Origin of the sequence: Streptomyces sp. NPDC050388 (assembly GCF_040655635.1) — a bacterium.
Lineage (GTDB): Bacteria > Actinomycetota > Actinomycetes > Streptomycetales > Streptomycetaceae > Streptomyces.
Window position 1 is genome coordinate 15,148 of sequence record NZ_JBFAKH010000080.1, and the last position, 18,936, is coordinate 34,083.

Sequence of the window (18,936 nt, forward strand, 5' to 3'; positions counted from 1 at the left end):
TCGCCCGGCCGCCGGACCGTTCTCCGTGCGCGTGCCCGTGCCCCCGGCAGCCGGACCGGTATGTCCGCCGCTGTCACGCGCAGGAGCACAGTGCCGCCGGGACCGCCCCTCGGCCCAGGAGCGCCGAGGAGGCGAACGGTCGCCGGGCACGTCCGGACGCTGGCCGGGCACGCCGTGCTCGAGAGGGGCACGGAGATGACGACGCGGGCGGTCGTACGGGCCGTCCTGCGCGGTTCGCTGCGCGGCATCCGCCACGTCGAGGCCGTCCCCCCGGGCCGTGCCCAGGGCCTGGTGGCCCGCGTGTACGCACGGGCCGAAAGGGACTTCGGGGTCATCGCACCGCCCCTGGCCCTGCACTCCCCCTCCGCCGGGCCGCTCGCCGCGAGCTGGCTGCTGCTGCGTGAGACCCTGCTCGTCGAGGGGCGGGTCGGCCGGGCCGTCAAGGAGGCCGTCGCCGCCGAGGTGTCCCGGGCCAACTCCTGTCCCTACTGCGTCGACGTCCACCAGGCCGCTGTGGACACCCTGCCGCGCCCGGCCCCCGGCGCCCCCGGCTTCGAAGCCGCCGGATGGATCCGGTCGGGCGCCGGACACGGCGGGCGTGCGCCGTTCACCGCCGACGAGGCCCCGGAGATCCTGGGCGTGGCACTCACCTTCCACTACCTCAACCGCATGGTCGGTGTCTTCCTCGATGACTCGCCCGTGCCCGCGCGGGCCCCCACCGCTGTACGGGGCCCGATCCTGCGCACGGTCGCCAGGACCATGCGCCCGGCCGCCGCCCCCCTCCGGCCCGGAGGAAACGAGGACCTGCTGCCCGCCGCACCGCTGCCCCCCGGCCTGGAATGGGCGAGGACCAACCCGGCGGTGGCGGATGCGCTCGGCCGCTCGGTCGCGGCCGTCGAGAACGCGGCGCACTGGGTGCCCCGGCCGGTGCGCGCGCTCCTGACGTCCCGGCTCGCCCAGTGGGACGGGTCCCCTCCCGGCATCGGCCGCTCCTGGCTGCGAGATGCACTCACCGGCCACCTGCCCGGTGAGGACGCTGCCACCGCCCGGCTCGCGCTGCTCACCGCGTTCGCCGCGCACCAGGTCACCGACGCCGACGTCGCCGCCTTCCGCGAGCGTCATCCCGGGGACCGAGAACTGGTCGAACTCACCTCCTGGGCCTCCATGACGACCGCCGTACTCCTCGGCTCCCGGCTCGCCGTCCCGCCGAACCGGCGGCCGTGAGCACAGCGCCGGAACACCCTCCACCAGGCCGGGCCGGTGAAGCCGCCGCCCCGCCAAAAGCCTCGTCGTCCCTCTCACAGGGCCCGCGATCCGCTCGGCCCCGTCCCGTCCGACCAATCGCGGCCTCCTCCCGGGGGCGGAGAGCACACGCACCGCCACGGGAGGGAACAGCAGGCAACACGAACCCGGAAGGAATGCCCGGTGTCCGTCTTCGGCAGACACAAGTTCGGTCTTAGGAACGGTATCTGGAGTCGTGTCACCGAGGAGGGGGCGTGAACGCGCAGCACGTCCGCCCCGTCGGCCTCAAGACCTTCGCCCAGCGCCTGCGCGAGCGCGAGCGGCTCGTGGGCTACTGGATCGGCCCGGACGGTACGGAGTGTGCCGCCGGTCCCGGGTACGACTACGTCGGCACCGACGGCCGGCGCGGCGCGGCGCACCGGTCCAGCCGGCGGGCCGCGACGCTCACCCTCGGCGCCCGCCGCCGCTCCGCGTGCGTCGTCCGGGTCCCCTCGCCCGACCCGGTCGCCATTCGGACCGCGGTGGACGGCGGGGCGCGCGGTGTCATCATTCCCATGATCGGCAGCCTCGAGGAGGTCCGGGCCGCGATCCGGGCCTGCCGTCGCTGGGCCGCCGGCACCCGCCGCCCAGGCGGTCCCGCCGGGGCCGAGTCGGCCGCGGTGGACGAGCAGGTCGCCCGCATCCTGATGATCGACACACCCGGGGCGATCGCCGGTCTCGAAGCCGTCTGCGCCACTCCCGGACTCGACGCGGTCTACGTCGACCCTGCGGGCCTCTCCGCCGCGTTCGGGACCCGCTTCCTCGGTGACCCGGCCACCGCGGAAATCCTCGAGACCGAGCTCGCCCGGATCGTCGGGACGGCCCGGCGGGCGGGGATCGCGTGCGGAGTCCACTGCCCGGCGGGCGACAGCGCGGCCGAATGGCTCTGGCGGGGATTCACGTTCGCCACCGTCTCCGGGAGCACCACGCATCCGCCGCAGGCTGCCGCCGCTCCCCACGCGGTCTCCCTCCCGCTGGCTGCCTGACGCCCGCGGTGCGGCGGCCGGTGAGGCCGGACACCGGCCATGACCGGTCAGCAGCCAGCCCGTGTGCTGCGGAGAGCAAACCCGCCACCAGGCGGCTGCCACGCTCGCACACCGGACGGGAGATCCGGACCATGGCCATGAGGAAGACGGTGGTCGTCGTGGGCGGCGGCATCAGCGGGCTGGCGGCCGCCGCACTGGCCGGACGGGGCGCCGACGTCACCGTGGTCGAACGGGCCGACGGATCGGCACCCGGGACGCGGGCCTGACGCTTCACCCCTGCGGGGTACGAGCCGCCGACACGCTCGGCCGTGCCCCCGGCCAGACGAGGTGCGGTTGGTGATGAACACGGCCGGCACGGTTCTGGCCGAGGAGCCCGTCGAGGTCGGGGCACCGGGTGCCCCGCGGCTGCACCTCCTGGGCTTCGCCCTGCGCCGGGCCGTGCTCGATGAGTGCCTCACCGCGGCCTCAGCGGTGCTGCTCGCGACCGTTGTGGAGGACTACACCGCGAACGGTGACGGCGTCACCGTCAGGATCGCTTCGCCGCCCGGTGTCTGGACCGCCAGGGGGCACCGGCCCGCGCGGACGGACCTGGCAGCCGCCCTCACCGGCCGGCGCCCGCCCGTGGTGGGCCTGGTCGGGAACGCCGACCCGCACGGCCTCGTCGTGAGGGAGGTCCGTGACCGTGTCCTGGCCCCCTGCTGGGCCGACGGCCGGGTCACCCTGCTCGGCGACGCGGCGCACCCGCGGTCCCGGATCTCGGCCAGGGAACCGCCATGGCTCTGAAGGACGCTTCCGTACTCGCCGACGCCCTGGTCGCGTACGACGACGCGCCCGCCGCCCCCACCGCCTCCCAGGACGAACGCCTGGAGCGGACCAGCGCAGTGGTGCCTGCCTTGCGCCGCCAGGAAGCCCTGGGCCGGGCGGCCAAGCGGGGAGAGTGAGGGGCACCGCGACACCCGGCCGGAGCCCGCCGGGCACCGGGCTGCCGACGGGGCCGGCGCCATCGACACGCTTGACCGAAACCCCGCACCCACCGCCCAAAGGAACACATCCCTCCCGCGGTCCACGAGGCGTCGAACCCCGTACGGGAGGGGGCCGAGGGCCCACCACCCCGGAGGACGCCGGGCCCTCGGAAGTCAGTGGCGTCCGACGTCCCCGCGGCCCGGTGCCGGCACCCCGGCCTCGTACCGGACAACTCAGGCGCCCCTCCGCTGCCAGGACGCCGCATGCGACACCACGCTTTACACCCAGGGAGCCAGAGGGAACCAGATGAAATCGTGGAGGGCCAGCATGCGCACATCCCAGTACAAGATCATGAACGCGCCCGCCCCGATGAACGCCGCGGCGACTATGGCGGAGGCGCGGCTGGGACGGGCCGACATCCAGCGGTGCACCCGCTCGCCCACCAACAGAGTTATCAGGACGAACAGCACGCCTACCACCACGAGGTTGCCCAGTGCCTGCAGCGAGAAGGCCGCCGCCCCGTACAGCGGGTTGCCGCTCTCGGCCGCGTCGTGGAACAGGCGCCGGAACAACGGATAGGGGCGGCCGATCAGGAAAGCGCCGATGAGAGCGCCCATGAGCACCAGGGGCGCATTCGGGAAACGCGCGGACACGCGTGCCAGCGGGTCGGACAGCATCCCCAGCGAGGCCAGCCCCAGCCATATCATCACGACACCGATGATCCCGTAGGTCACCATGGACTGTATGAGGACCGGGGAGATGCCGTCCGACTTCAGCGATGACCCGAGCTGGAACTGCGGCATGCGGGTGCCCACCAGCGCCACGACCACGCCGTAGAGGGCGGACACCGCCACGGAGCCGACCGCCAGGTGCCCCAGGGGCTTGAGCAGTTGGACCAGCCGGCCGCGCCGCGACCGGGACTGGCCCGCCAGCGGGGCCATCGCGCTGAACACCGCCACATTGCAGGCGGTGAACGTCCCCGCGACGCCGGTTGCCAGGGCGAACACGATACCGATCAGGGAGCCGGTCAGGGACACAGTGGCGGCGTCCTGGCCCAGCAGCGCCCCGGCGGCATTGGCGCCGATCGTCTGGTCGACGAACTCGTGCGACCACACGACGGTCAGCGCGAACCCGAACAGCGCGGCGAGGAAGATGATCAGTCCGCGGCGGCGGGGGAACTGACCGTTGACGAACAGTGAGCTCGGCCTAACGTCATCAGTGGGCGAGGGAGGGGGAATGTGTCGCGTGCCGGATTCTTCGCCCATGGCAGGATGCACGGAAATACCCTTTCTGCCAGCGTCGATGGTGACCCGAATATAGGGGTGTTCAATCACCGACCCGTCTCTTCCGGTCGAGAACAGCACTTTCAGACAACAGCCGAGCAATTCAAGAGAAAAGTTCTTACATCAGCACACACGAAGTTACGTGCGCGCCGACTCGGCCGGTGCACGTTCTTCCGCTCGGTAGTGATCTTCTAGGCGGGACGGTGCCGGGCCCGTAGATTCGACCGGAAGGGAGGCGGAGCCCCGCCGAGGGAACCCCGTGGTCCCCGGCGGCGCACTGTCGGTCTCCGCGCTCACCCTCCGTCAGCCGGGTCCGTGCAGCGGGAGCTTCTCACGGGTCCCGGTTCTCCCTCGGAGAGGTGCCCCGGCGCGTGTCCGTAGTGAACCCCCGTCAGCCTTTCCGACAGTTCCCACAGCCGGGCCCGTGGATGCGGGGCGCGGGAGAGGCGGCTGGAACGTGCCGGGGCCGGTGCCCCCCGGCTCTCGAAGACCTTCCCGGGGCCGAGATAGGCACCGCCTGGTACGAGGGGGTCCGTGGCGGCCCGCAGTATCGGCTCCGTGGCACGGGCCTGGGGTTGTGCGAGGAGGCGCAGCGCGACTTTACCCACCGGCCGCAGCAGCACCGGCATGTCACCGTTCCACAGACCGGTCGCCGAAAGCCCCGGATGTGCGGCAACCGAGACGGCGGCCGTGCCGGTGGCGGCGAGCCGGTGCTGCAGTTCACGCGCGAACAGCAGGTTCGCGAGCTTGGACCGGCCGTAGGCGGTGACCGATCGCCTGCCGTTGCCCGAGCGGGCCCGAGCCGTGTCGAACCTCCCCGTTCCCGCGCGGTGCGCCAGGCTTGAGACCGTTACGATGCGCGCCCCGGGTACGTGCCGCACCAGGTCCAGCAGCAGACCGGTCAGCGCGAAGTGTCCCAGGTGGTTGACGCCGAAGTGCGCCTCGAAGCCGTCCGCGGTCCACCGATGGGGAGGGAACATCACCGCGGCGTTGTTGATCAGCAGGTCGAGCCGCTCGTACCGGCGGCGGACGACGGCCGCGGCTTCCCGTACCGAGTCCAGGGAGGCCAAGTCGAGCCGTACGACCTCCGCACGACCGCCGATGCGGGCCGCCGCAGCACGTCCTCGCCCGATGTCCCGGCAGGCGAGGATGACGTGTGCGCCGCGGTCCGCGAGCGTCCGGGCCGTCTCCAGCCCGAGTCCGCTGGAGCCACCGGTGACCAGCGCGGTCCTACCCCGCTGGTCGGGGATGTCTGCTGTGGACCAGCCCACGTCGCTCTCCTTGGCGGGTGCGGGACACATGACGGGTCAGCGCGCGGTCTGATAGCCGCGGTTGACGATGCGGTCGGCGGCGGTGCGGTAGTAGGGCGGGTCGGACGGCAGTTCGGTGGCGAGCGCGTTGACGTACCGGTTGAGCATGCAGAAGGCCGCCGCGATCAGCACGGTGTCGTGGTTGTGCCTGTCGGTCGCCCCCTCGGCAGGGGCGGCTGCGATCGCCTCGTGGGAGACCGGCTGCGCCTGCGCCTGTGCCTGTACCTGGGCCGCGATCCGCAGCAGCGCTTTGAGCAGAGAAGGAACCGGTGCGGCGGCGTCGGCGAGGACCGCCCTGACCAGGTCCGCTCCGCCCTCCAGTTGTGCTGCCGCGAAGGCGTTGTGCGAGTCGGAACAGAACCGCATGTGGTTGAGTTCCGAGACGTACGTCGCGATCAGTTCGCGTTCGCCTCGGCCGATCGGTGGCTCGCCGCAGCGCAGCAGCGTCTCGGCCAGCTGGGTCAGCACAGCACCCGTGTCGGGCCACTGGGCCAGCGGCCTGTTGATGCCGGAAGGACCGTTGGCGGTCTCGACGTGTGGCATCGGTATGTCCTTTGCTGCCGTGGCGGATCGGCCGTCCTCATCGTCGGGACACCACTGTGTGCCGGACAACTCCTAGAATGCGCACGACCCGAACCGGTACGGCCGCGGAGACTGGTTCGCGTATGGAGGGCGAGACGGGGCCGCCCTACCCGCGTCCGCGGGCAGAGTTGCTGATCGATCCGGCGGCCCGGGCTGTGGGTGATGTGGGTATATCGGGTTACGACCTTCTACTCCAAGCCCGGGAAGTTAAGAAGCCGTTGTCTTTCTGCCCGCTGTATTTTCACTGGCCACGCATAGTTCGACTCACGTGCGGCAGTGATGGCACGTCGTGTTGTCTCCTCGATGGAGGTGCCCGGGGCTGTCGGTGCACGACGACCTTGTCCGGCGTGACGTCACCGCGAACGCGATGAACGAACGGTGGCTGACCGACATCACCGAACATGCCACCGGAGAGGGCACGTGGTACCTGTGCGCGGTCAAGGACGCCTGCTCCGGCCGGATCGTCGGCTACTCCATCGGCAGCCGAACGCGCTGGACCATGCCACCGCACGCCGAGGCGGGGTGGCCGGCTGCGTCGTCCACTCCGCCTCGGCTCGCAGTCCAGGTCCCGGAAGCTCATCCACGCCCTGAACCGTCACGGCCTGGTCGGATCGATGGGCAGGGTCGGCGCCGCCGGTGACAACGCGGCCATGGAGTCGTTCTTCGCACTCCTGCAGAACAACGTCCTGGACCGCCGCACCTGGACCACCCGAGAAGCGCTCCGCACCGCGATCGTCATCTTGATCGAACGGACCTGTCACCGGCGCCGCCGACAGCTACGGCTGGGCCGATTGGCCCCCATCGAGCTCGGGACCACCATGAAGCCCGCCGCAGCCCTCGCGGCATGAAACCCGACTGTCACCTATCCGTACAGCAGTCCCAATCGTTCAAGCCGCCCTCTGCCTGCATCTGGCCAGCTCAGGATCAGCGGGGCCACCGACTGCGTCGAGGCAGTCGTGGCGGCAGGCGCCCACTTTCGACCGCGAGGCATACAAGCAACGCAACACGGTCAAGCGGGAGATCAATCGCTTGAAGCAGTGACGTGACATCGCCATCCGCTGCGTAAAGACCGCGACCGTCTACCTGGCCGGGCTCCACAACGCGGGCATCTTCCTCTGGTCCGCGCGGTGATCCAACGCCTACCGAACACGAGTGCCAAGTCCAACGACGCGACGGCAGGGCGAACGTGGGAGCCTTGTCAGCGGACCACGTCAAAGACGTTCTTCTGCAGGCCGTTGGCGTAGACCTCGTGCTCGACCAGCTTCAGCTTCTGGGTGTCCTTGTCCGTGGCGCTGAACAGACGCTTGCCCGCGCCGAGCAGGAGCGGGAAGACGAGCAGGTGGTAACGGTCGATCAGGCCGACGTCCGAAAGGGCCTGGTTGAGGGCAGCGCTCCCGTGGACGATGATCGGGCCGCCCTCGGTCTCCTTCAGCGCGGCCACTTCGTCGAGCGAGCGCAGGATCGTGGTCTCGCCCCAGTTCGAAACCAGGTTGTCCTCGGTGAGGGTGGTCGAGACGACGTACTTCGGCATCACATTGTAGTCGGCGAAGTCCTCCATGTCGGGCCACACCGGGCTGAACACCTCGTAGCTGACCCGGCCCATCAGCATCGCGGTGGCTTCCTTCTGCTCTCGGCCCTTGATGTCGAATGCCTCGGGGAGGAACTCGACGTCCTTGAAGGTCCAGCCGGAGTTCCGGTAGCCGGGCTCGCCGCCCGGGGCCTCCACGACGCCGTCGAGCGAGACGAAAGCGGTGCTGATCAGGGTCCGCATCTTAGGGTTCCTCGGTGTCTCGTGTCTGGTTCTCAGCAGGATCGGTCGGTGCACGCTTCGACCACACTCGCGACTGCAGTGCACCAACTATGATCTCTGACTGCGGATCACGGAGAAACTCATCGGCCTTCGCCCGTCTCTTCCAGCGGCCTCAGCCATCCGGGTCACCTCGGAGAGCCATACAGGTGGCCCACTGCGGGACCTACCAGCAGCGCAACAGCGACGAGGACGCTGTCACGTTGTTGAGTGAGGAGGTGCGTCGGGGCGTGGCGGAACTGGGTTCCGGCCGCGTGTTCAGGGAGTGCTGGGCTGGCCGGCAACTCCGGTGACCTGGTCCCAGATGGCGAAGCGAACGGTCATCTCGGCTCGGTAGCCGGGGGCGGTCATCAGGTGGCGGCGGGGCCGGAAATGGGGGTGAGATGCCGATAAACGCGGCCGGGAACCGCTGGGCCCCACCCACGCTACGGAAGCCCTTCAGCGCGTGTTCGCGCTGCCTCGTCGGCTGGTGGCTGTTCTCGTCCCGATGCTTCAGGCCTTGGTGGGAGCGGTGTTCCACGGAGGGCATGACCTCGCAGTGGGCCGCGCCGGAGGAGCGGAGCTGGTCCGTGACGACCACCCGGGGCACCGCACGCGTCTTCTTCATCGGGCGGCGGAAGAAGCGCCTGGCCGCTGCTGTGTCCCGGCGGTCCTGCACGAGGATGCCCAGGACGGTGCCGCCGGCGTCGACGGCCCGCCACCGGTACGTCCGCTCCCCGTTGATCCTGACGACCACCTCGTCCAGATGCCACGCGTCCCCGGGCCGGGGCCGGCGGCGGCACAGCCCGTTCGCGTAGGCCTGTCCGAACGTGGCGCACCAACGGCGGACCGTCTCATGGGAGACGACCACACCGCGCCCGGGCATCGGCTCCTCCACCTCCCGGAAGCCGAGCGGGAAGCGGAAGTACCGCCACACGCAGTGAGAGATCACCTCGACCGGATACCGATGCCCCCGGTACGAGGGCGCGCTGTCCACGGATTCCCCCTCCCCGCCTGATCAACCAGAAGATCATCCCACCCGGTCAGTCAACGGGACAATGCCGACGAAATGGTTGCGGTGTAAGTAGCCGATCTGGCCCTTGGCCCTGCCCTTCTTGTAGGCGCCGGATAGACGCAAGAGCAATGAAGCCTGGTCTGTAAGGCGGGGTAGATGGACGTGACGTTCATCTACCCCGCCTACAGAACTGCTCAGGTTGCGCGGCGGAACTCCACCACGACGTTCTCCCCCGTGGCCTTCGAGCTGAGCCGGTAGTAGCGGATGTGGGCCAGCCGCTCCGACTCCTCGAGCCAGCCAGCCTCGATGACCTGGCGGCGGGTGCGGGAGAAGACCGTCGGGGAGAGCCCCACCAGCTTCGCAAGCTCCACAGCCGTCTCGAGGACCGCACCGGACCGGTCGGTGGGGTGGCAGGCATACAGCATGACGACCAAGCGCTGGTTGGCGGTCAGGCCAGCGGTGCGCTGGAGCAGACGAAGGGTCTTGAGCTTGTCGTCGTCGTTCACTTTGCCTCCCAGCGTGCAGGGGTCTGACCGTCGAAGCCGGGGATGTCGGGGGGGTTGCAGGTCTTGACCGCTTCGCGCTGCTCAACGCCGGTTCCGTGGAAAGAGATGTAAGGGCTGATGCGGTAGAAGTTGTAGTTGCCGATGCGGCCACGGATGATCAGGATGCGGTGCTTGGCAAGTTTCCGGTTGATCTTCCCGACTGCGTCGGTCGACATGCCCACCCTGCGTCCGATGTCGGCCCCCGTGGCCCGCAGCGGCTCCATGCCTTCCGGAGACACCCCGATCCACCACAGGACGAGGAACTTCTGACTGGGCGTGAACGCCTTGCTCTCAGTGATCGCTTCAACGCGCGCCTTGTCTACCTGGGTGTGCTTCCCGGAGAAGGCGTATGGCGCGTAAGGGATAGCCTCGCCGGTGTCAGCGTCGACCAGCCTGCGTACAGCTCCCAACGGTGTCTCCCCGTGTTGTTGCTGCGCCGTTCATGAGGGGCAGCCTTCAGGCTCCCTAGATGAACTTAACGTACATGAGCAGCAGGTCGATCTACAGGGTCTGTACGACGTGTCTCTCATCGAAATGTCACACAGATCCACCCCGAACCAAGTCTGAGAGAACTGCCTAGATGAACTTGAAGTACATCTAGGCAGTTCTGAGGATCGTGGTGCTCAGATCCTTCAGACTGTGCACCACGATCCTCAGAACCATGGCCCAAGATCTTGTGGACCGCTTTAACGACCGAGGAAACTGGGTGCCAGATCTTGGAAACTGCGCACCTGAAGGTGTTTGTGCAGCTCAGAGGGCTTTTCGGCGCGGCTCTCTCTTACTTCGTCCAAGCTGCTGCCATCACTGGCGGGGCCCCCTCGGGCTCCGCCTTGCAAGGCACACGTGCACAGCTTCCAGTCGCTGCCCCCAACCCACCACAACCATGTCCACAAGGACTCGCGGTCAGCTGTAGGTGCTCACAAACATCAACTCCTGGCTCACTGGCAGCCTGGGACGGCGGTGAAGTGGACCCCGTTGCTTGTCGGCGCGCACGGAGCTAAGCCCATGACAAGGGTTTCGCGCCGACAAGTGGCGGGGCGAGCGGGGTCCAGGGGCCGGCGAAGGCCCCTGGTACCGCTCGCCTCAGCCACCGCAGGACGTGAAATGCACCCGCACTCGAGGCGGAACCTAGCCGCCAACAGGTATGTGACCTGAAGGGTCGAGCAAGGGGGACCCGAAGAGAGATCTAGGCCATCAGCAAGGCTCGATGTCACAGCCTAGCTATGCGATCTTCGCCGAAAGGACAGGCCCTGGTCATGCCCGTCGGTGATTCCCTAGTGCTCCGCGTTGCCGGGTAGGACCAAGGGGCAGCACTGGACGGCCGGGACAGCAAGAGCTACGTGGCGAACTACCACAAGGCCGTCGCCGCCAAGAAGGCCGCGGCCGCCAAGAGGCACGGCTCGCTGCACTCTGTCGGTTGACCCGGCCGCCCGCCCGGCCGGGTGACACGACAACACGGTGCTGCACCTTCGGGTGCAGCACCGTTCGCGTACTTGATGTCGACACCGACACCAGACATCCCAGTCAGCTTGTACAAAGATCCATGCACGCAGGGACAACTTGGGATCGAGCGGCGCCATGCAGCTGACGAACGACCGTTTGATGCACGGCGTTGCTGCGTTGTGCAGCGCTTCTGCTGCACGAGCAGCACCCGTGTGCCGTCTGGGGCCGACCTTCGAGTGTCATCGCTCTCCAGCCCCCAGAGCAGCAGCCCCATTAACCGAACAGCACCACCCACCGACCGCACACGCCCGTCTTGCTTCACCGTGCAGCAGATACAGCAGTGCCTCGGACCCGACCGGATCCGAGGCACTGCTGTGTGATCAGGCTTCGACGTACGACACGATCGTGATCGTCTGCAAGGCGGTCACGTAGTAGATGACGCGGACCCCGTCGACCTCATCCGCGTAGTCGCGCAGCAGCGTTCCGGGCACCTCGGTGCCCAGCTCCGGGTTGACGCTGATGGCAACGATCGCGCGGTCCAGCCGGTGCGTCTCGCTCGCCGTGAGCTTCGCCAGCTGGGTGAGCGCAGGCTCCACCATGATGACGCGCGAGCGGCGCGCGCCGTGGTCAGGCGACACGGGGCTGCTCGTCCGCGAGGCGGGCGAGGTGGGTATCCCGGGCCGTCTCCCACGGCACACCTGACTCGGGCGAGGGGTAGCCGTGTTCGGCGATGTCCTCCAGCACCGAGGCGAGGGCGTCCGTCTTGGCGCGCTCCGCGGCCGCGTAGGCGCGGACCGCGTCGGCGGCCGCGGGCTCCAGCTGCTGCCGGGCATGGTCGGCGGTGGCCGGCTGTTCGCTCATCGAGGGCTCCAAGTGGCAGAACTGGCGTCTGCCCCAACGGTATCGGCCGCTCCGGGTCCTGGAGACCACTCCGGACGAACCGGCTCGTACGAGGGTGCGGACCCCGGACCCAGCTTCCGACCCCGTTCGGTGGCCGCCAGGGAAAACACCGGTCTCAGGACCCAGGGACCTCGGCCCTGGTTCCTGGGTCCTGATGACACAGATCGGCGGACTGTTCAGGCGTGCGAGGGAACCGCCAGATCCGAACGAGGACCGTAGTCGACCTGGGAGGGTTGTCACGCTGATCGGCGAGGTGGCCCAAATCCGGGGGTCGGGCCCATGGCTCCGGACCGGATCGCCAGCGTGACAGTCCAGTGTGACAACCGGATCGGTGTGCGTGACACGGGTGAGCGTGACAGTCACCGACGGTGATCACGGGCTGAGGCTGGCCGCGTGCCGGAGCGGGCCGTGCGAATACTGCGCTACGACCGGGCGCGGGCGAGGAACACGGCGAGTGCACCGGCGGCTTCGGGCTCGGTGGTGGCGAGCCCGGCCGCGAACGCCAGCTGGTCGATGCCGACACCGGGAACCAGGCGGGCGAGTTCGGCGAGCAGCGCAACGTGCGCGAGGATCGACGACGTGAGAAGGCTGGCGGCAGCCTCGAGGGCGGCCGGGTCGCGGTAATGCTCGAGGTGCGCGGCCAGGGCGTGGGCGAGCCAGGCGTCGACATCGGCCTGGACGTACCCGCCCGCGCGGCGGGTGAGTTCGCCGCGCACGGCCTCGTCGCCTTCGCGGGGTTCGGTCTGTTCCAGCGTGCCCAGCTCGCGCAGCGCTTGGAACTAATCGGCGCGGGCCGCGATCCGTGTGGCTTCGCGCAGCTCGGCTTCCCGGGCGGCGGTCGCGGCTTCGGCGCCGAGCTCGGCCTGGACCACGTCGTCGGTGTCCGGGTCGTAGATGGTGCCCGGTGCCGAGACGGCGAGCAGCTGCGGGCCGCCGCCAGAGCGCTGTTGAGATCGGGTAGCCGGGTCACGGCAACGTGACCCGGCTACCCGACCACACATGAACATCCGCCCCCGCGCGGATACTCGAGCGTGCCCCGGACCGCATCGGTCCGGGGCACGCGGCTGCTCGGGGCGCGGCTGCTAGAGGTCGAACTCGAGGTGCTCGATGTCCGTGAAGCGGACCTCCTCCAGGCTGCCCGCGCGGCGGCCGCCGTCCTGGAAGTAGACCTCCTTGAGCGCTTCGGCCGCGATCTCCTGGAGTCGGGCGTCGCTGGCCCCGGCCTCCTGGGCCTCGAAGAGGCGGGCGGCGTACTGCGGGGGCAGGGCGACGGTCAGGTGCCGGATGCGGTCCTGGTCCGTCGAACCGATCGGCGCGGTGTAGCCCATGCGGGCACGGGTGTCGATGACGATGCCGCCCGTGCTCGCCGCCTTCGCCTTGGCCTTCGCCCGGATCTGCGGCTGCCACCGCTTCTTCACCTCGCGCTCCATCCGGGCGGCGAGAGCGGGGCGGGGCTTTTTGATCTGGTCCTTCACGTACCGCTCGACGGTGCGCTGGGAGATCCGCAGCATCTGGGCGACCGCCTTGGTGCCCTTGAGCTGCTTGACCAGGTACCGCATCTGCGCGGGCGCGCTCTTGGGTGCCGGGCGGGTGAAGGTTTTCTGTACCGCGGCGTCCAGGCCGTCCCCGAACAGGCTCATCGCCTACTCCTACTCTCCGGTGTCGACGTCGGTGACGGTGCCGTCCTTGATGTACCGGGCGAGGTTGAGTTCCGGGGCGTCGAACCGCTCGCGGACCTCTTCGCCCCACAGCACGGTCTGGGTGCCCTCGTGCTTGACCAGGCCGGGGTTCACCCCGAGCTTGAAGCCGCCCGGCAGCGGCTTGCCCTCCCGGTAGGGCAGGAAGTCCAGCGGGCTGGTGCCCTCGGCCGCGTAGACGACGCAGTCGGACAGGATCGCGACCGGGTAGTCGCCGGTGAACGCCGCATGCTTGACGATCTTGCGGTGCAGGTTGATGCGCGTGCGGGAGATGACCGCCGCGCGGATGTCCGGCCGCCACGTCGGGCGGGACAGCGCGCGCCACGGCTCGCCGGGCCGCCAGCCCTCCCCGCGCGGGCGCTCGCGCAGCTTGCCCAGGCCGCCCTTGACCGTCGCCTTGATCGCCGAGACGACGATCGCCAGTTGAGGGTCGCGCTCCCTGTAGCCGTCCATGGCCGCCAGAAAGTCGGCCGGCGACAGGTCCGCTTCCACGCCGAGGTCGGCCATGGTGGCGAGGTAGGCGTCGCGCAGCCGGTTGTACCAGCCGTCCAGGTAGCGGCCGTTCTCGTAGCGCACCCAGGCCTCGATCGGGCGCACCTCGTAGCCCAACTCGACGGCGTAGGCGACGGTGGGTGTCGCGTACCAGGCCGGGCCCTCGGGGCGCGCGCCCGTCGGCGTGAACGGGCTGGGCAGCAGCGAGCCGTCCAGCGCCGCCCACTCCTTGCCGACCTTCACGCGGGACAGGTCGACGTGGGACAGGTCCACCAGCCAGCTCCCCGGCAGCTTTGAGTCGAAGACCGGGTTCGTCACGTGCGTGGGCGCTCCGAGGCCGACGGGCAGGCCGTTGGCGCCCGCCGCGAAGGCCATGTTCACGTCGATGCCGACCAGGTGGCGGCGCAGGCATTCGGCGTCGGTCATCGGGCGTGCCCAGTCGTAGGCCTCCTCGCACAGCTTCTCCGCCGGGCCGCGAACGGGGAAGCGCGGCAGGTCCGCCAGGAGCGGGTGCCCGTCGGGGGCCTCGCACGGGGCGCAGTCCACCGGGTCCTTCCCGAGGGAGCCGGGGTTGTGCTCGGAGTGCCGCTTGCCGTCGGGGCCGGGCTCGGAGGCGCGGGTCGGCGGGTGCAGCGCGGTCATCAGCTCCAGGCCGGTGACGGCGGTGGAGCCGCGCGGGGTCATCACCCGGGACGCATAAACACCCAGCACCCGGGCGAGGTCCGCCGGCGGCAGCTGTCCGGCCCCGCCCCAGTGCCGGGTGTCCAGCGCGTGCCAGGACGGGATGCACAGCTGCACGCAGGCCCGCTCCGAGCCCTGTGCGGGGCGGTAGATCCGCGCCCACGGCCCGAACCCGCGCTTGGTCAGCTTCCACTCCGCGCGGGCCAGCTGCTTGATGATCTTGTGGCCCTCCGGGATGCGCCCGGCGAGCTTCTCCTCCTCGGTGAGGGTGGTGGGAAGGCCGTAGCGTTCCAGCGCGGCCTCGGTGAGTACGAGCAGCGGGTCGGCGTTTTTGCCCGGACCGGACAGCTTGGGCTGACCGAGCTTCGCCTCCGTGAGCGCCCAGTCGACCAGGGTCGGGATCGACTTGGCGGGCACGTCCAGGACCAGGCCGCCGGTGCAGTACGCCAGCACCTTGCCGTCCTCGACGTCGACGACCGCCAGCGGCCCGTTCGCGAAGCGCGCGTCGGTGCCGCCCGCGGGAGCGTCGGCCGGGGCTGCCTGCTTCGCGCCCGGACGGCGCGACGTCGACGACGGCTTGGTGGTGCGCGCCGGTCGCGGCGCGGCCGTCGGAGCGGCGGCGACGGGGGCGGGGCTGGTCTGGGTGTTTTCGTGTGTGGTCGTGTCCGCAGCGTCGGATGCCGGGCCTGGGGACAGAGGCTGCGCCTCTGCAGCCGGGGCGGGCGCGGCGGTGAACGCGGCCGGCACCGCAGCGTCCTGGGCGGGCGCGGGCGGGTCGGCGGGGTAGAGCTCCGCGAGCTTGTCCAGCAGCCGGGCGTAGGCGTCGCGCTCCGGCGGGCGGGGCTCGGTCTTGCCGGACTCCCAGCCCGACACCGTGGCCCGGCGCACCTTCAGCGCGGTGGCCACTTCGTCGATCGTCAGGCCGTGTGCGGCACGCAGCCGCTTGCGCTCCGCCGGTGGCGGCAGCGTGGCGCGGGACGCGAGCAGTGCGTCGACCGCGTCGAACAACTCGGACATGGAACACCTCCTGCCAACCAACACCCTACCCCATGAAACGCACGAATCGCGTACATTTACCGTACGAATTGCGTACGAAATGCGTTCGAGGGATGTCGGGTCGGTTGTTCTGACCGGATTGGTGGCCGGTTCTCACGAACGTGGACCGGCTCGAGACGCTGTTCACTACCGTCGTGACCATGGCGAAGGGGAAGACCGGCCCGGTCGACTGGACGATGCGGGTGGTGCTGTGGCTGTACGCGCTCGTGAGCATCCCGCTGTACCTGTGGTTCCTGCACCACAAGGGCGACCGCTGGGGCCAGCAGCTGCCCGCTGACGACGACCTGCGCTTCTGGCTGCCGATCGTCGTCCCACTCGCCGCGTTCAGCTTCACCACGATCTCCAGCACGTCCTGGTGGTGGAGCACCGAGACCCGTCCGTTCCTCTTGGACCGCGAGCACTGGCGGTTCATGATGGTCTTCGTCGTCGCCCTGTCCCTGATGGCCGGCTTCTTCGGCTCCGCGAGCCGGGACGTCGTCTTCGTGGTGCTCACCGTGATGGTCACGACCATCGGCATCGTCGGCCTGTGGCTCCTGCCGCCGAGCCTGTCCCCGCGGCTATTCGACACCCTGCGCCCGAAGAAGGCGCCGGCGGACCCGTCCTGACGACGCCCCGAAGGAGAATGTGATGAGACTTGTCTGGCTGGCCGCGATCAGTGTGCTCGCCGTCGTGATGGCGGTGCTCACGCCGTACGTGCTGCGCACCGAATCGACGTGGCAGGTCGCTGCGTGGCTGGTCATGCTCGCTGCCACGGTCACCGGCGTCGCCGTGCTCATCCGCGCGGAGCTGCTGTTCCGCCGCCTGGAGCGAGACGCGCACGGCGACGTCTCCGAGACCTGAGTCGGCCTCGTCCGGCACGCACAAGGGCCGCCCGGTTTCCCGGGCGGCCCTTGTCTGAGGTCTGAACCCTGGGGTATGGCCTGCCCACTTTCGAGGGCTACCAGGGACGATTCCAGGGTCTTCGCCGCCCAGTGTACCTACGATTTGCCCCACCATGCACAGCACGTCGCCCACCAGCATCGAGCCGCCCGACGACAAGGCCGTCATCGAGCTGATCAGCCCCGACCGGCTGAACCCCTACCTGACCGCATGCGCTGGCGACACCACCGCCGCGCTCGCGCTGTACCGGTGGAACAGCGACCTCGCCGCGGCGTTCTTCGAATCGCTCGGGCACCTGGAGATCATGCTGCGCAACGCGCTGGACGCGCGGCTCGTTGCCCGCCAGCAGCGTCGGGGCCGCACCACCGAGTGGTACGCCGACAGGCAGGTTCCACTCAGCGGCAAGGCCCGCAGCGACATCACCCAGGCTCAAGAGCGCGCTGGGCGGGGCGGCGTAATCATCCCGCGCGGGAAGATCATTGCGGAGCTGAGCTTCGGCTTTTGGCGCTTCCTGCTGGCCCGCCAGTACAAGACCAGCCTGTGGCCCGATCTCGCGGGTGCCTTCCCTCACGCCCCCAACCGTGCCCTGAACACGGTGGAAGACCCGGTCAAGCGGCTGCACAAGTTCCGCAACCGCATCGCCCACCACGAGGGCATCCGGCACCTGCCGCTCGAAGCACGCCGGGACGACATCCAGACCGTGCTCGGCTTCATAGCGCCGGTCGCCGCAACCTGGGTCGCCGACGCCTCCCGCATCGACGACGTCCTCGCCCGCCGCCCCTGACGCCCTGCACGCGATCGATACGCTTCTCCAACGCCCACAGCCCCTGGGACTGCCACTACAGGTCGAACTCGAGGTGCTCGATGTCCGTGAACCGGACCTCTACCAGGCTTCCGGCGCGGCGGCCGCCGTCCTGGAAGTAGACCTCCTTGAGCGCTTCGGCTGCGATCTCCTGGAGTCGGGCGTCGCTGGCGCCGGCCTGCTGGGCGTCGAAGAGGCGGGCCGCGTGCTGCGGGGGCAGGGCGAGGGTGAGGTGGCGGAGGCGGGCGTCGTCGGTGGTGTCGGGTGCGGCGGTGAAGCCGAAGCGGGCCCGGGTGTCGGCGACCAGGCCGGTGCGGGTGGCCGCCTGGCGGCGGGCACGCTCGCGGATGCGGGGCTGCCAGCGGGCGCGCACCGCGTCCTGAAGGCGTCGGGCGAGGTCCGGGCGGGGCCGGCGGATCTGGTCTTTTACGTACCGCTCGACGGTGCGCTGGGAGATCCGCAGCATCTGGGCGACCGGCTTGGTGCCCTTGAGCTGCTTGACCAGGTAGCGCATCTGCGCGCCGGCGGACTTGGGTATGGGGCGGGTGAACGCCTGCTGCACGGCCCGCTCGAGGCCGTCTCCGATGATGCCCATCGGGGGTCTCCGTTCATGATCGGCTGTGTGGGCCGCTGTGGGGCGATCATGGCCCGACCGGGGGAAGTGCCCGGCGTCGGGCAGAACGCGCCGCACAGCGGCGTCCAGGACGGTCAGAGGGCGGGTTCTTCCGCGCCAGACATGTCGCGCAGCCGGCTGTAGTGGAACTGGTGGGCCACCGTGACCGTGGCGGTGGGCCCGTTGCGGTGCTTGGCCACGATCAGGTCGGTCTCCCCGGCCCGCTCGGACTCCGGCTCGTAGTAGTCCTCGCGGTGCAGCAGGATGATCGCATCCGCGTCCTGCTCCAGGGCGCCGGAGTCCCGCAGGTCGCTCACCGCCGGCTTCTTGTCCTGCCGCTGTTCGGGCCCGCGGTTGAGCTGGGCCAGCGCGATGAGCACGGCCCCGGTGTCGGCGGCGAGGATCTTCAGTTCGCGGCTGATCTCGGTGACCCGCTCATACGGCGACTGCCGGGGATTGCGCTGATCGGTCTGCATCAGCTGGAGATAGTCCACCACCACCAGCGGCGCGCGGCCGGTCTCCCGGACGATGGTCTTGATCCGGGAGCGGATGCGGGCGGGGCTGAGGCGGGCGGAGTAGTCCATCCACAGCGGCAGGCCCCGCAGTTCGGGGGTGTGCCGGT

The 18,936-nt window shown here is 69.8% G+C and carries 22 protein-coding genes and 3 pseudogenes; 10 read left to right on the forward strand and 15 right to left on the reverse strand.

Annotated elements, in window-relative coordinates; translation table 11 throughout:
* Positions 1 to 195: 195 nt before the first annotated feature.
* From AB0I73_RS32455 to AB0I73_RS32475, 5 genes are all read left to right on the forward strand, one after another.
* Positions 196 to 1,224: an alkylhydroperoxidase gene (locus AB0I73_RS32455; protein WP_363043422.1), complete on the forward strand. Its 1,029-nt coding sequence runs from the start codon at positions 196 to 198 to the stop codon at positions 1,222 to 1,224.
* A gap of 272 nt (positions 1,225 to 1,496) precedes the next feature.
* Positions 1,497 to 2,267, forward strand: a complete 771-nt coding sequence (locus tag AB0I73_RS32460) for an aldolase/citrate lyase family protein (protein WP_363043424.1) — start codon at positions 1,497 to 1,499, stop codon at positions 2,265 to 2,267.
* Entirely contained in the window at positions 2,162 to 2,533 is a 372-nt protein-coding gene (locus tag AB0I73_RS32465; RefSeq protein ID WP_363043426.1) for an FAD-dependent oxidoreductase, read from the forward strand. Before AB0I73_RS32460 ends, AB0I73_RS32465 begins: the two co-directional genes overlap by 106 nt.
* Before the next feature lie 73 nt (positions 2,534 to 2,606).
* On the forward strand, positions 2,607 to 3,050 hold the full coding sequence (locus AB0I73_RS32470) for a hypothetical protein (protein ID WP_363043428.1): 444 nt from the start codon (positions 2,607 to 2,609) through the stop codon (positions 3,048 to 3,050).
* Entirely contained in the window at positions 3,041 to 3,208 is a 168-nt protein-coding gene (locus AB0I73_RS32475) for a hypothetical protein (RefSeq protein WP_363043430.1), read from the forward strand. The genes AB0I73_RS32470 and AB0I73_RS32475 overlap by 10 nt, the downstream gene beginning before the upstream one ends.
* Positions 3,209 to 3,508: 300 nt before the next feature.
* On the opposite strand, the gene AB0I73_RS32480 is transcribed toward AB0I73_RS32475, so the two are convergent.
* The 3 genes from AB0I73_RS32480 to AB0I73_RS32490 form a co-directional block, all read right to left on the reverse strand.
* Positions 3,509 to 4,594 carry a hypothetical protein gene (locus tag AB0I73_RS32480; RefSeq protein WP_363043432.1) on the reverse strand — a complete coding sequence of 362 codons (1,086 nt, stop codon included), beginning with the start codon at positions 4,592 to 4,594 and terminating at the stop codon, positions 3,509 to 3,511.
* 212 nt (positions 4,595 to 4,806) lie between these two features.
* Entirely contained in the window at positions 4,807 to 5,784 is a 978-nt protein-coding gene (locus AB0I73_RS32485; protein WP_363043434.1) for an oxidoreductase, read from the reverse strand.
* A gap of 36 nt (positions 5,785 to 5,820) precedes the next feature.
* Positions 5,821 to 6,366: an alkylhydroperoxidase gene (locus AB0I73_RS32490; RefSeq protein WP_363043436.1), complete on the reverse strand. Its 546-nt coding sequence runs from the start codon at positions 6,364 to 6,366 to the stop codon at positions 5,821 to 5,823.
* A gap of 364 nt (positions 6,367 to 6,730) precedes the next feature.
* Between AB0I73_RS32490 and AB0I73_RS32495 the strand changes: the two are divergent.
* Positions 6,731 to 7,253: pseudogene (locus AB0I73_RS32495) on the forward strand (DDE-type integrase/transposase/recombinase); the annotation flags it as partial.
* Positions 7,254 to 7,327: 74 nt separating this feature from the next.
* Positions 7,328 to 7,443 (forward strand): annotated as a pseudogene (locus AB0I73_RS32500) (IS5/IS1182 family transposase); the annotation flags it as partial.
* 160 nt (positions 7,444 to 7,603) lie between these two features.
* Here the strand turns inward: AB0I73_RS32500 and AB0I73_RS32505 are convergent.
* From AB0I73_RS32505 to AB0I73_RS32550, 10 genes and pseudogenes are all read right to left on the reverse strand, one after another.
* Positions 7,604 to 8,176 (reverse strand): dihydrofolate reductase family protein, encoded by a 573-nt coding sequence (locus AB0I73_RS32505; protein WP_363043438.1) that lies wholly within the window; start codon positions 8,174 to 8,176, stop codon positions 7,604 to 7,606.
* Between the two features lie 294 nt (positions 8,177 to 8,470).
* Positions 8,471 to 9,188, reverse strand: a pseudogene (locus AB0I73_RS32510) (IS6 family transposase).
* 212 nt (positions 9,189 to 9,400) lie between these two features.
* Entirely contained in the window at positions 9,401 to 9,712 is a 312-nt protein-coding gene (locus AB0I73_RS32515; RefSeq protein ID WP_363043440.1) for a replication initiation protein, RepL2, read from the reverse strand.
* Positions 9,709 to 10,161, reverse strand: coding sequence for a MarR family transcriptional regulator (locus AB0I73_RS32520; RefSeq protein ID WP_363043442.1), 453 nt, complete (start codon positions 10,159 to 10,161; stop codon positions 9,709 to 9,711). The genes AB0I73_RS32515 and AB0I73_RS32520 overlap by 4 nt, the downstream gene beginning before the upstream one ends.
* Before the next feature lie 1,413 nt (positions 10,162 to 11,574).
* Complete coding sequence (locus tag AB0I73_RS32525; RefSeq protein WP_363043444.1) at positions 11,575 to 11,832, reverse strand: hypothetical protein; 258 nt, start codon at positions 11,830 to 11,832, stop codon at positions 11,575 to 11,577.
* On the reverse strand, positions 11,822 to 12,055 hold the full coding sequence (locus tag AB0I73_RS32530; RefSeq protein ID WP_363043446.1) for a hypothetical protein: 234 nt from the start codon (positions 12,053 to 12,055) through the stop codon (positions 11,822 to 11,824). Before AB0I73_RS32530 ends, AB0I73_RS32525 begins: the two co-directional genes overlap by 11 nt.
* 461 nt (positions 12,056 to 12,516) lie before the next feature.
* The gene (locus AB0I73_RS32535) at positions 12,517 to 12,810 is read right to left on the reverse strand and encodes a hypothetical protein (protein ID WP_363043448.1); all 294 of its coding nucleotides are present in this window, start codon (positions 12,808 to 12,810) and stop codon (positions 12,517 to 12,519) included.
* A gap of 63 nt (positions 12,811 to 12,873) precedes the next feature.
* Complete coding sequence (locus AB0I73_RS32540; RefSeq protein ID WP_363043450.1) at positions 12,874 to 13,095, reverse strand: hypothetical protein; 222 nt, start codon at positions 13,093 to 13,095, stop codon at positions 12,874 to 12,876.
* An 81-nt stretch (positions 13,096 to 13,176) separates the two neighbouring features.
* The gene (locus AB0I73_RS32545; RefSeq protein WP_363043452.1) at positions 13,177 to 13,734 is read right to left on the reverse strand and encodes an XRE family transcriptional regulator; all 558 of its coding nucleotides are present in this window, start codon (positions 13,732 to 13,734) and stop codon (positions 13,177 to 13,179) included.
* A gap of 9 nt (positions 13,735 to 13,743) precedes the next feature.
* Complete coding sequence (locus tag AB0I73_RS32550) at positions 13,744 to 15,981, reverse strand: helix-turn-helix transcriptional regulator (RefSeq protein ID WP_363043454.1); 2,238 nt, start codon at positions 15,979 to 15,981, stop codon at positions 13,744 to 13,746.
* Positions 15,982 to 16,160: 179 nt separating this feature from the next.
* On the opposite strand from AB0I73_RS32550, the gene AB0I73_RS32555 reads away from it, so the two are divergent.
* The 3 genes from AB0I73_RS32555 to AB0I73_RS32565 all read left to right on the forward strand — a co-directional run bounded on the left by AB0I73_RS32555 (position 16,161) and on the right by AB0I73_RS32565 (position 17,683).
* Positions 16,161 to 16,625 carry a hypothetical protein gene (locus tag AB0I73_RS32555; protein ID WP_363043456.1) on the forward strand — a complete coding sequence of 155 codons (465 nt, stop codon included), beginning with the start codon at positions 16,161 to 16,163 and terminating at the stop codon, positions 16,623 to 16,625.
* A 22-nt stretch (positions 16,626 to 16,647) separates the two neighbouring features.
* Positions 16,648 to 16,860 carry a hypothetical protein gene (locus AB0I73_RS32560; protein WP_363043458.1) on the forward strand — a complete coding sequence of 71 codons (213 nt, stop codon included), beginning with the start codon at positions 16,648 to 16,650 and terminating at the stop codon, positions 16,858 to 16,860.
* A 154-nt stretch (positions 16,861 to 17,014) separates the two neighbouring features.
* The gene (locus AB0I73_RS32565) at positions 17,015 to 17,683 is read left to right on the forward strand and encodes a hypothetical protein (protein ID WP_363043460.1); all 669 of its coding nucleotides are present in this window, start codon (positions 17,015 to 17,017) and stop codon (positions 17,681 to 17,683) included.
* 55 nt (positions 17,684 to 17,738) lie between these two features.
* Here the strand turns inward: AB0I73_RS32565 and AB0I73_RS32570 are convergent, their stop codons facing one another.
* Positions 17,739 to 18,296 carry an XRE family transcriptional regulator gene (locus AB0I73_RS32570; RefSeq protein WP_363043462.1) on the reverse strand — a complete coding sequence of 186 codons (558 nt, stop codon included), beginning with the start codon at positions 18,294 to 18,296 and terminating at the stop codon, positions 17,739 to 17,741.
* 113 nt (positions 18,297 to 18,409) lie between these two features.
* Positions 18,410 to 18,936 (reverse strand): DnaB-like helicase C-terminal domain-containing protein (locus tag AB0I73_RS32575; protein ID WP_363043464.1); only part of this gene is annotated, 527 nt, incomplete at its 5' end.

What these genes read in the sequence shown, in the direction of transcription:
- AB0I73_RS32455 (WP_363043422.1), top strand. Translation starts at nt 196, where the DNA reads ATGACGACGCGGGCGGTCGTACGGGCCGTCCTGCGCGGTTCGCTGCGC.
- AB0I73_RS32465 (WP_363043426.1), top strand. Translation starts at nt 2,162, where the DNA reads ATGGCTCTGGCGGGGATTCACGTTCGCCACCGTCTCCGGGAGCACCAC.
- AB0I73_RS32470 (WP_363043428.1), top strand. Translation starts at nt 2,607, where the DNA reads ATGAACACGGCCGGCACGGTTCTGGCCGAGGAGCCCGTCGAGGTCGGG.
- AB0I73_RS32475 (WP_363043430.1), top strand. Translation starts at nt 3,041, where the DNA reads ATGGCTCTGAAGGACGCTTCCGTACTCGCCGACGCCCTGGTCGCGTAC.
- AB0I73_RS32490 (WP_363043436.1), bottom strand. Translation starts at nt 6,366, where the DNA reads ATGCCACACGTCGAGACCGCCAACGGTCCTTCCGGCATCAACAGGCCG.
- AB0I73_RS32505 (WP_363043438.1), bottom strand. Translation starts at nt 8,176, where the DNA reads ATGCGGACCCTGATCAGCACCGCTTTCGTCTCGCTCGACGGCGTCGTG.
- AB0I73_RS32530 (WP_363043446.1), bottom strand. Translation starts at nt 12,055, where the DNA reads ATGAGCGAACAGCCGGCCACCGCCGACCATGCCCGGCAGCAGCTGGAG.
- AB0I73_RS32540 (WP_363043450.1), bottom strand. Translation starts at nt 13,095, where the DNA reads ATGTGTGGTCGGGTAGCCGGGTCACGTTGCCGTGACCCGGCTACCCGA.
- AB0I73_RS32545 (WP_363043452.1), bottom strand. Translation starts at nt 13,734, where the DNA reads ATGAGCCTGTTCGGGGACGGCCTGGACGCCGCGGTACAGAAAACCTTC.
- AB0I73_RS32550 (WP_363043454.1), bottom strand. Translation starts at nt 15,981, where the DNA reads ATGTCCGAGTTGTTCGACGCGGTCGACGCACTGCTCGCGTCCCGCGCC.
- AB0I73_RS32555 (WP_363043456.1), top strand. Translation starts at nt 16,161, where the DNA reads ATGGCGAAGGGGAAGACCGGCCCGGTCGACTGGACGATGCGGGTGGTG.
- AB0I73_RS32560 (WP_363043458.1), top strand. Translation starts at nt 16,648, where the DNA reads ATGAGACTTGTCTGGCTGGCCGCGATCAGTGTGCTCGCCGTCGTGATG.
- AB0I73_RS32565 (WP_363043460.1), top strand. Translation starts at nt 17,015, where the DNA reads ATGCACAGCACGTCGCCCACCAGCATCGAGCCGCCCGACGACAAGGCC.
- AB0I73_RS32570 (WP_363043462.1), bottom strand. Translation starts at nt 18,296, where the DNA reads ATGGGCATCATCGGAGACGGCCTCGAGCGGGCCGTGCAGCAGGCGTTC.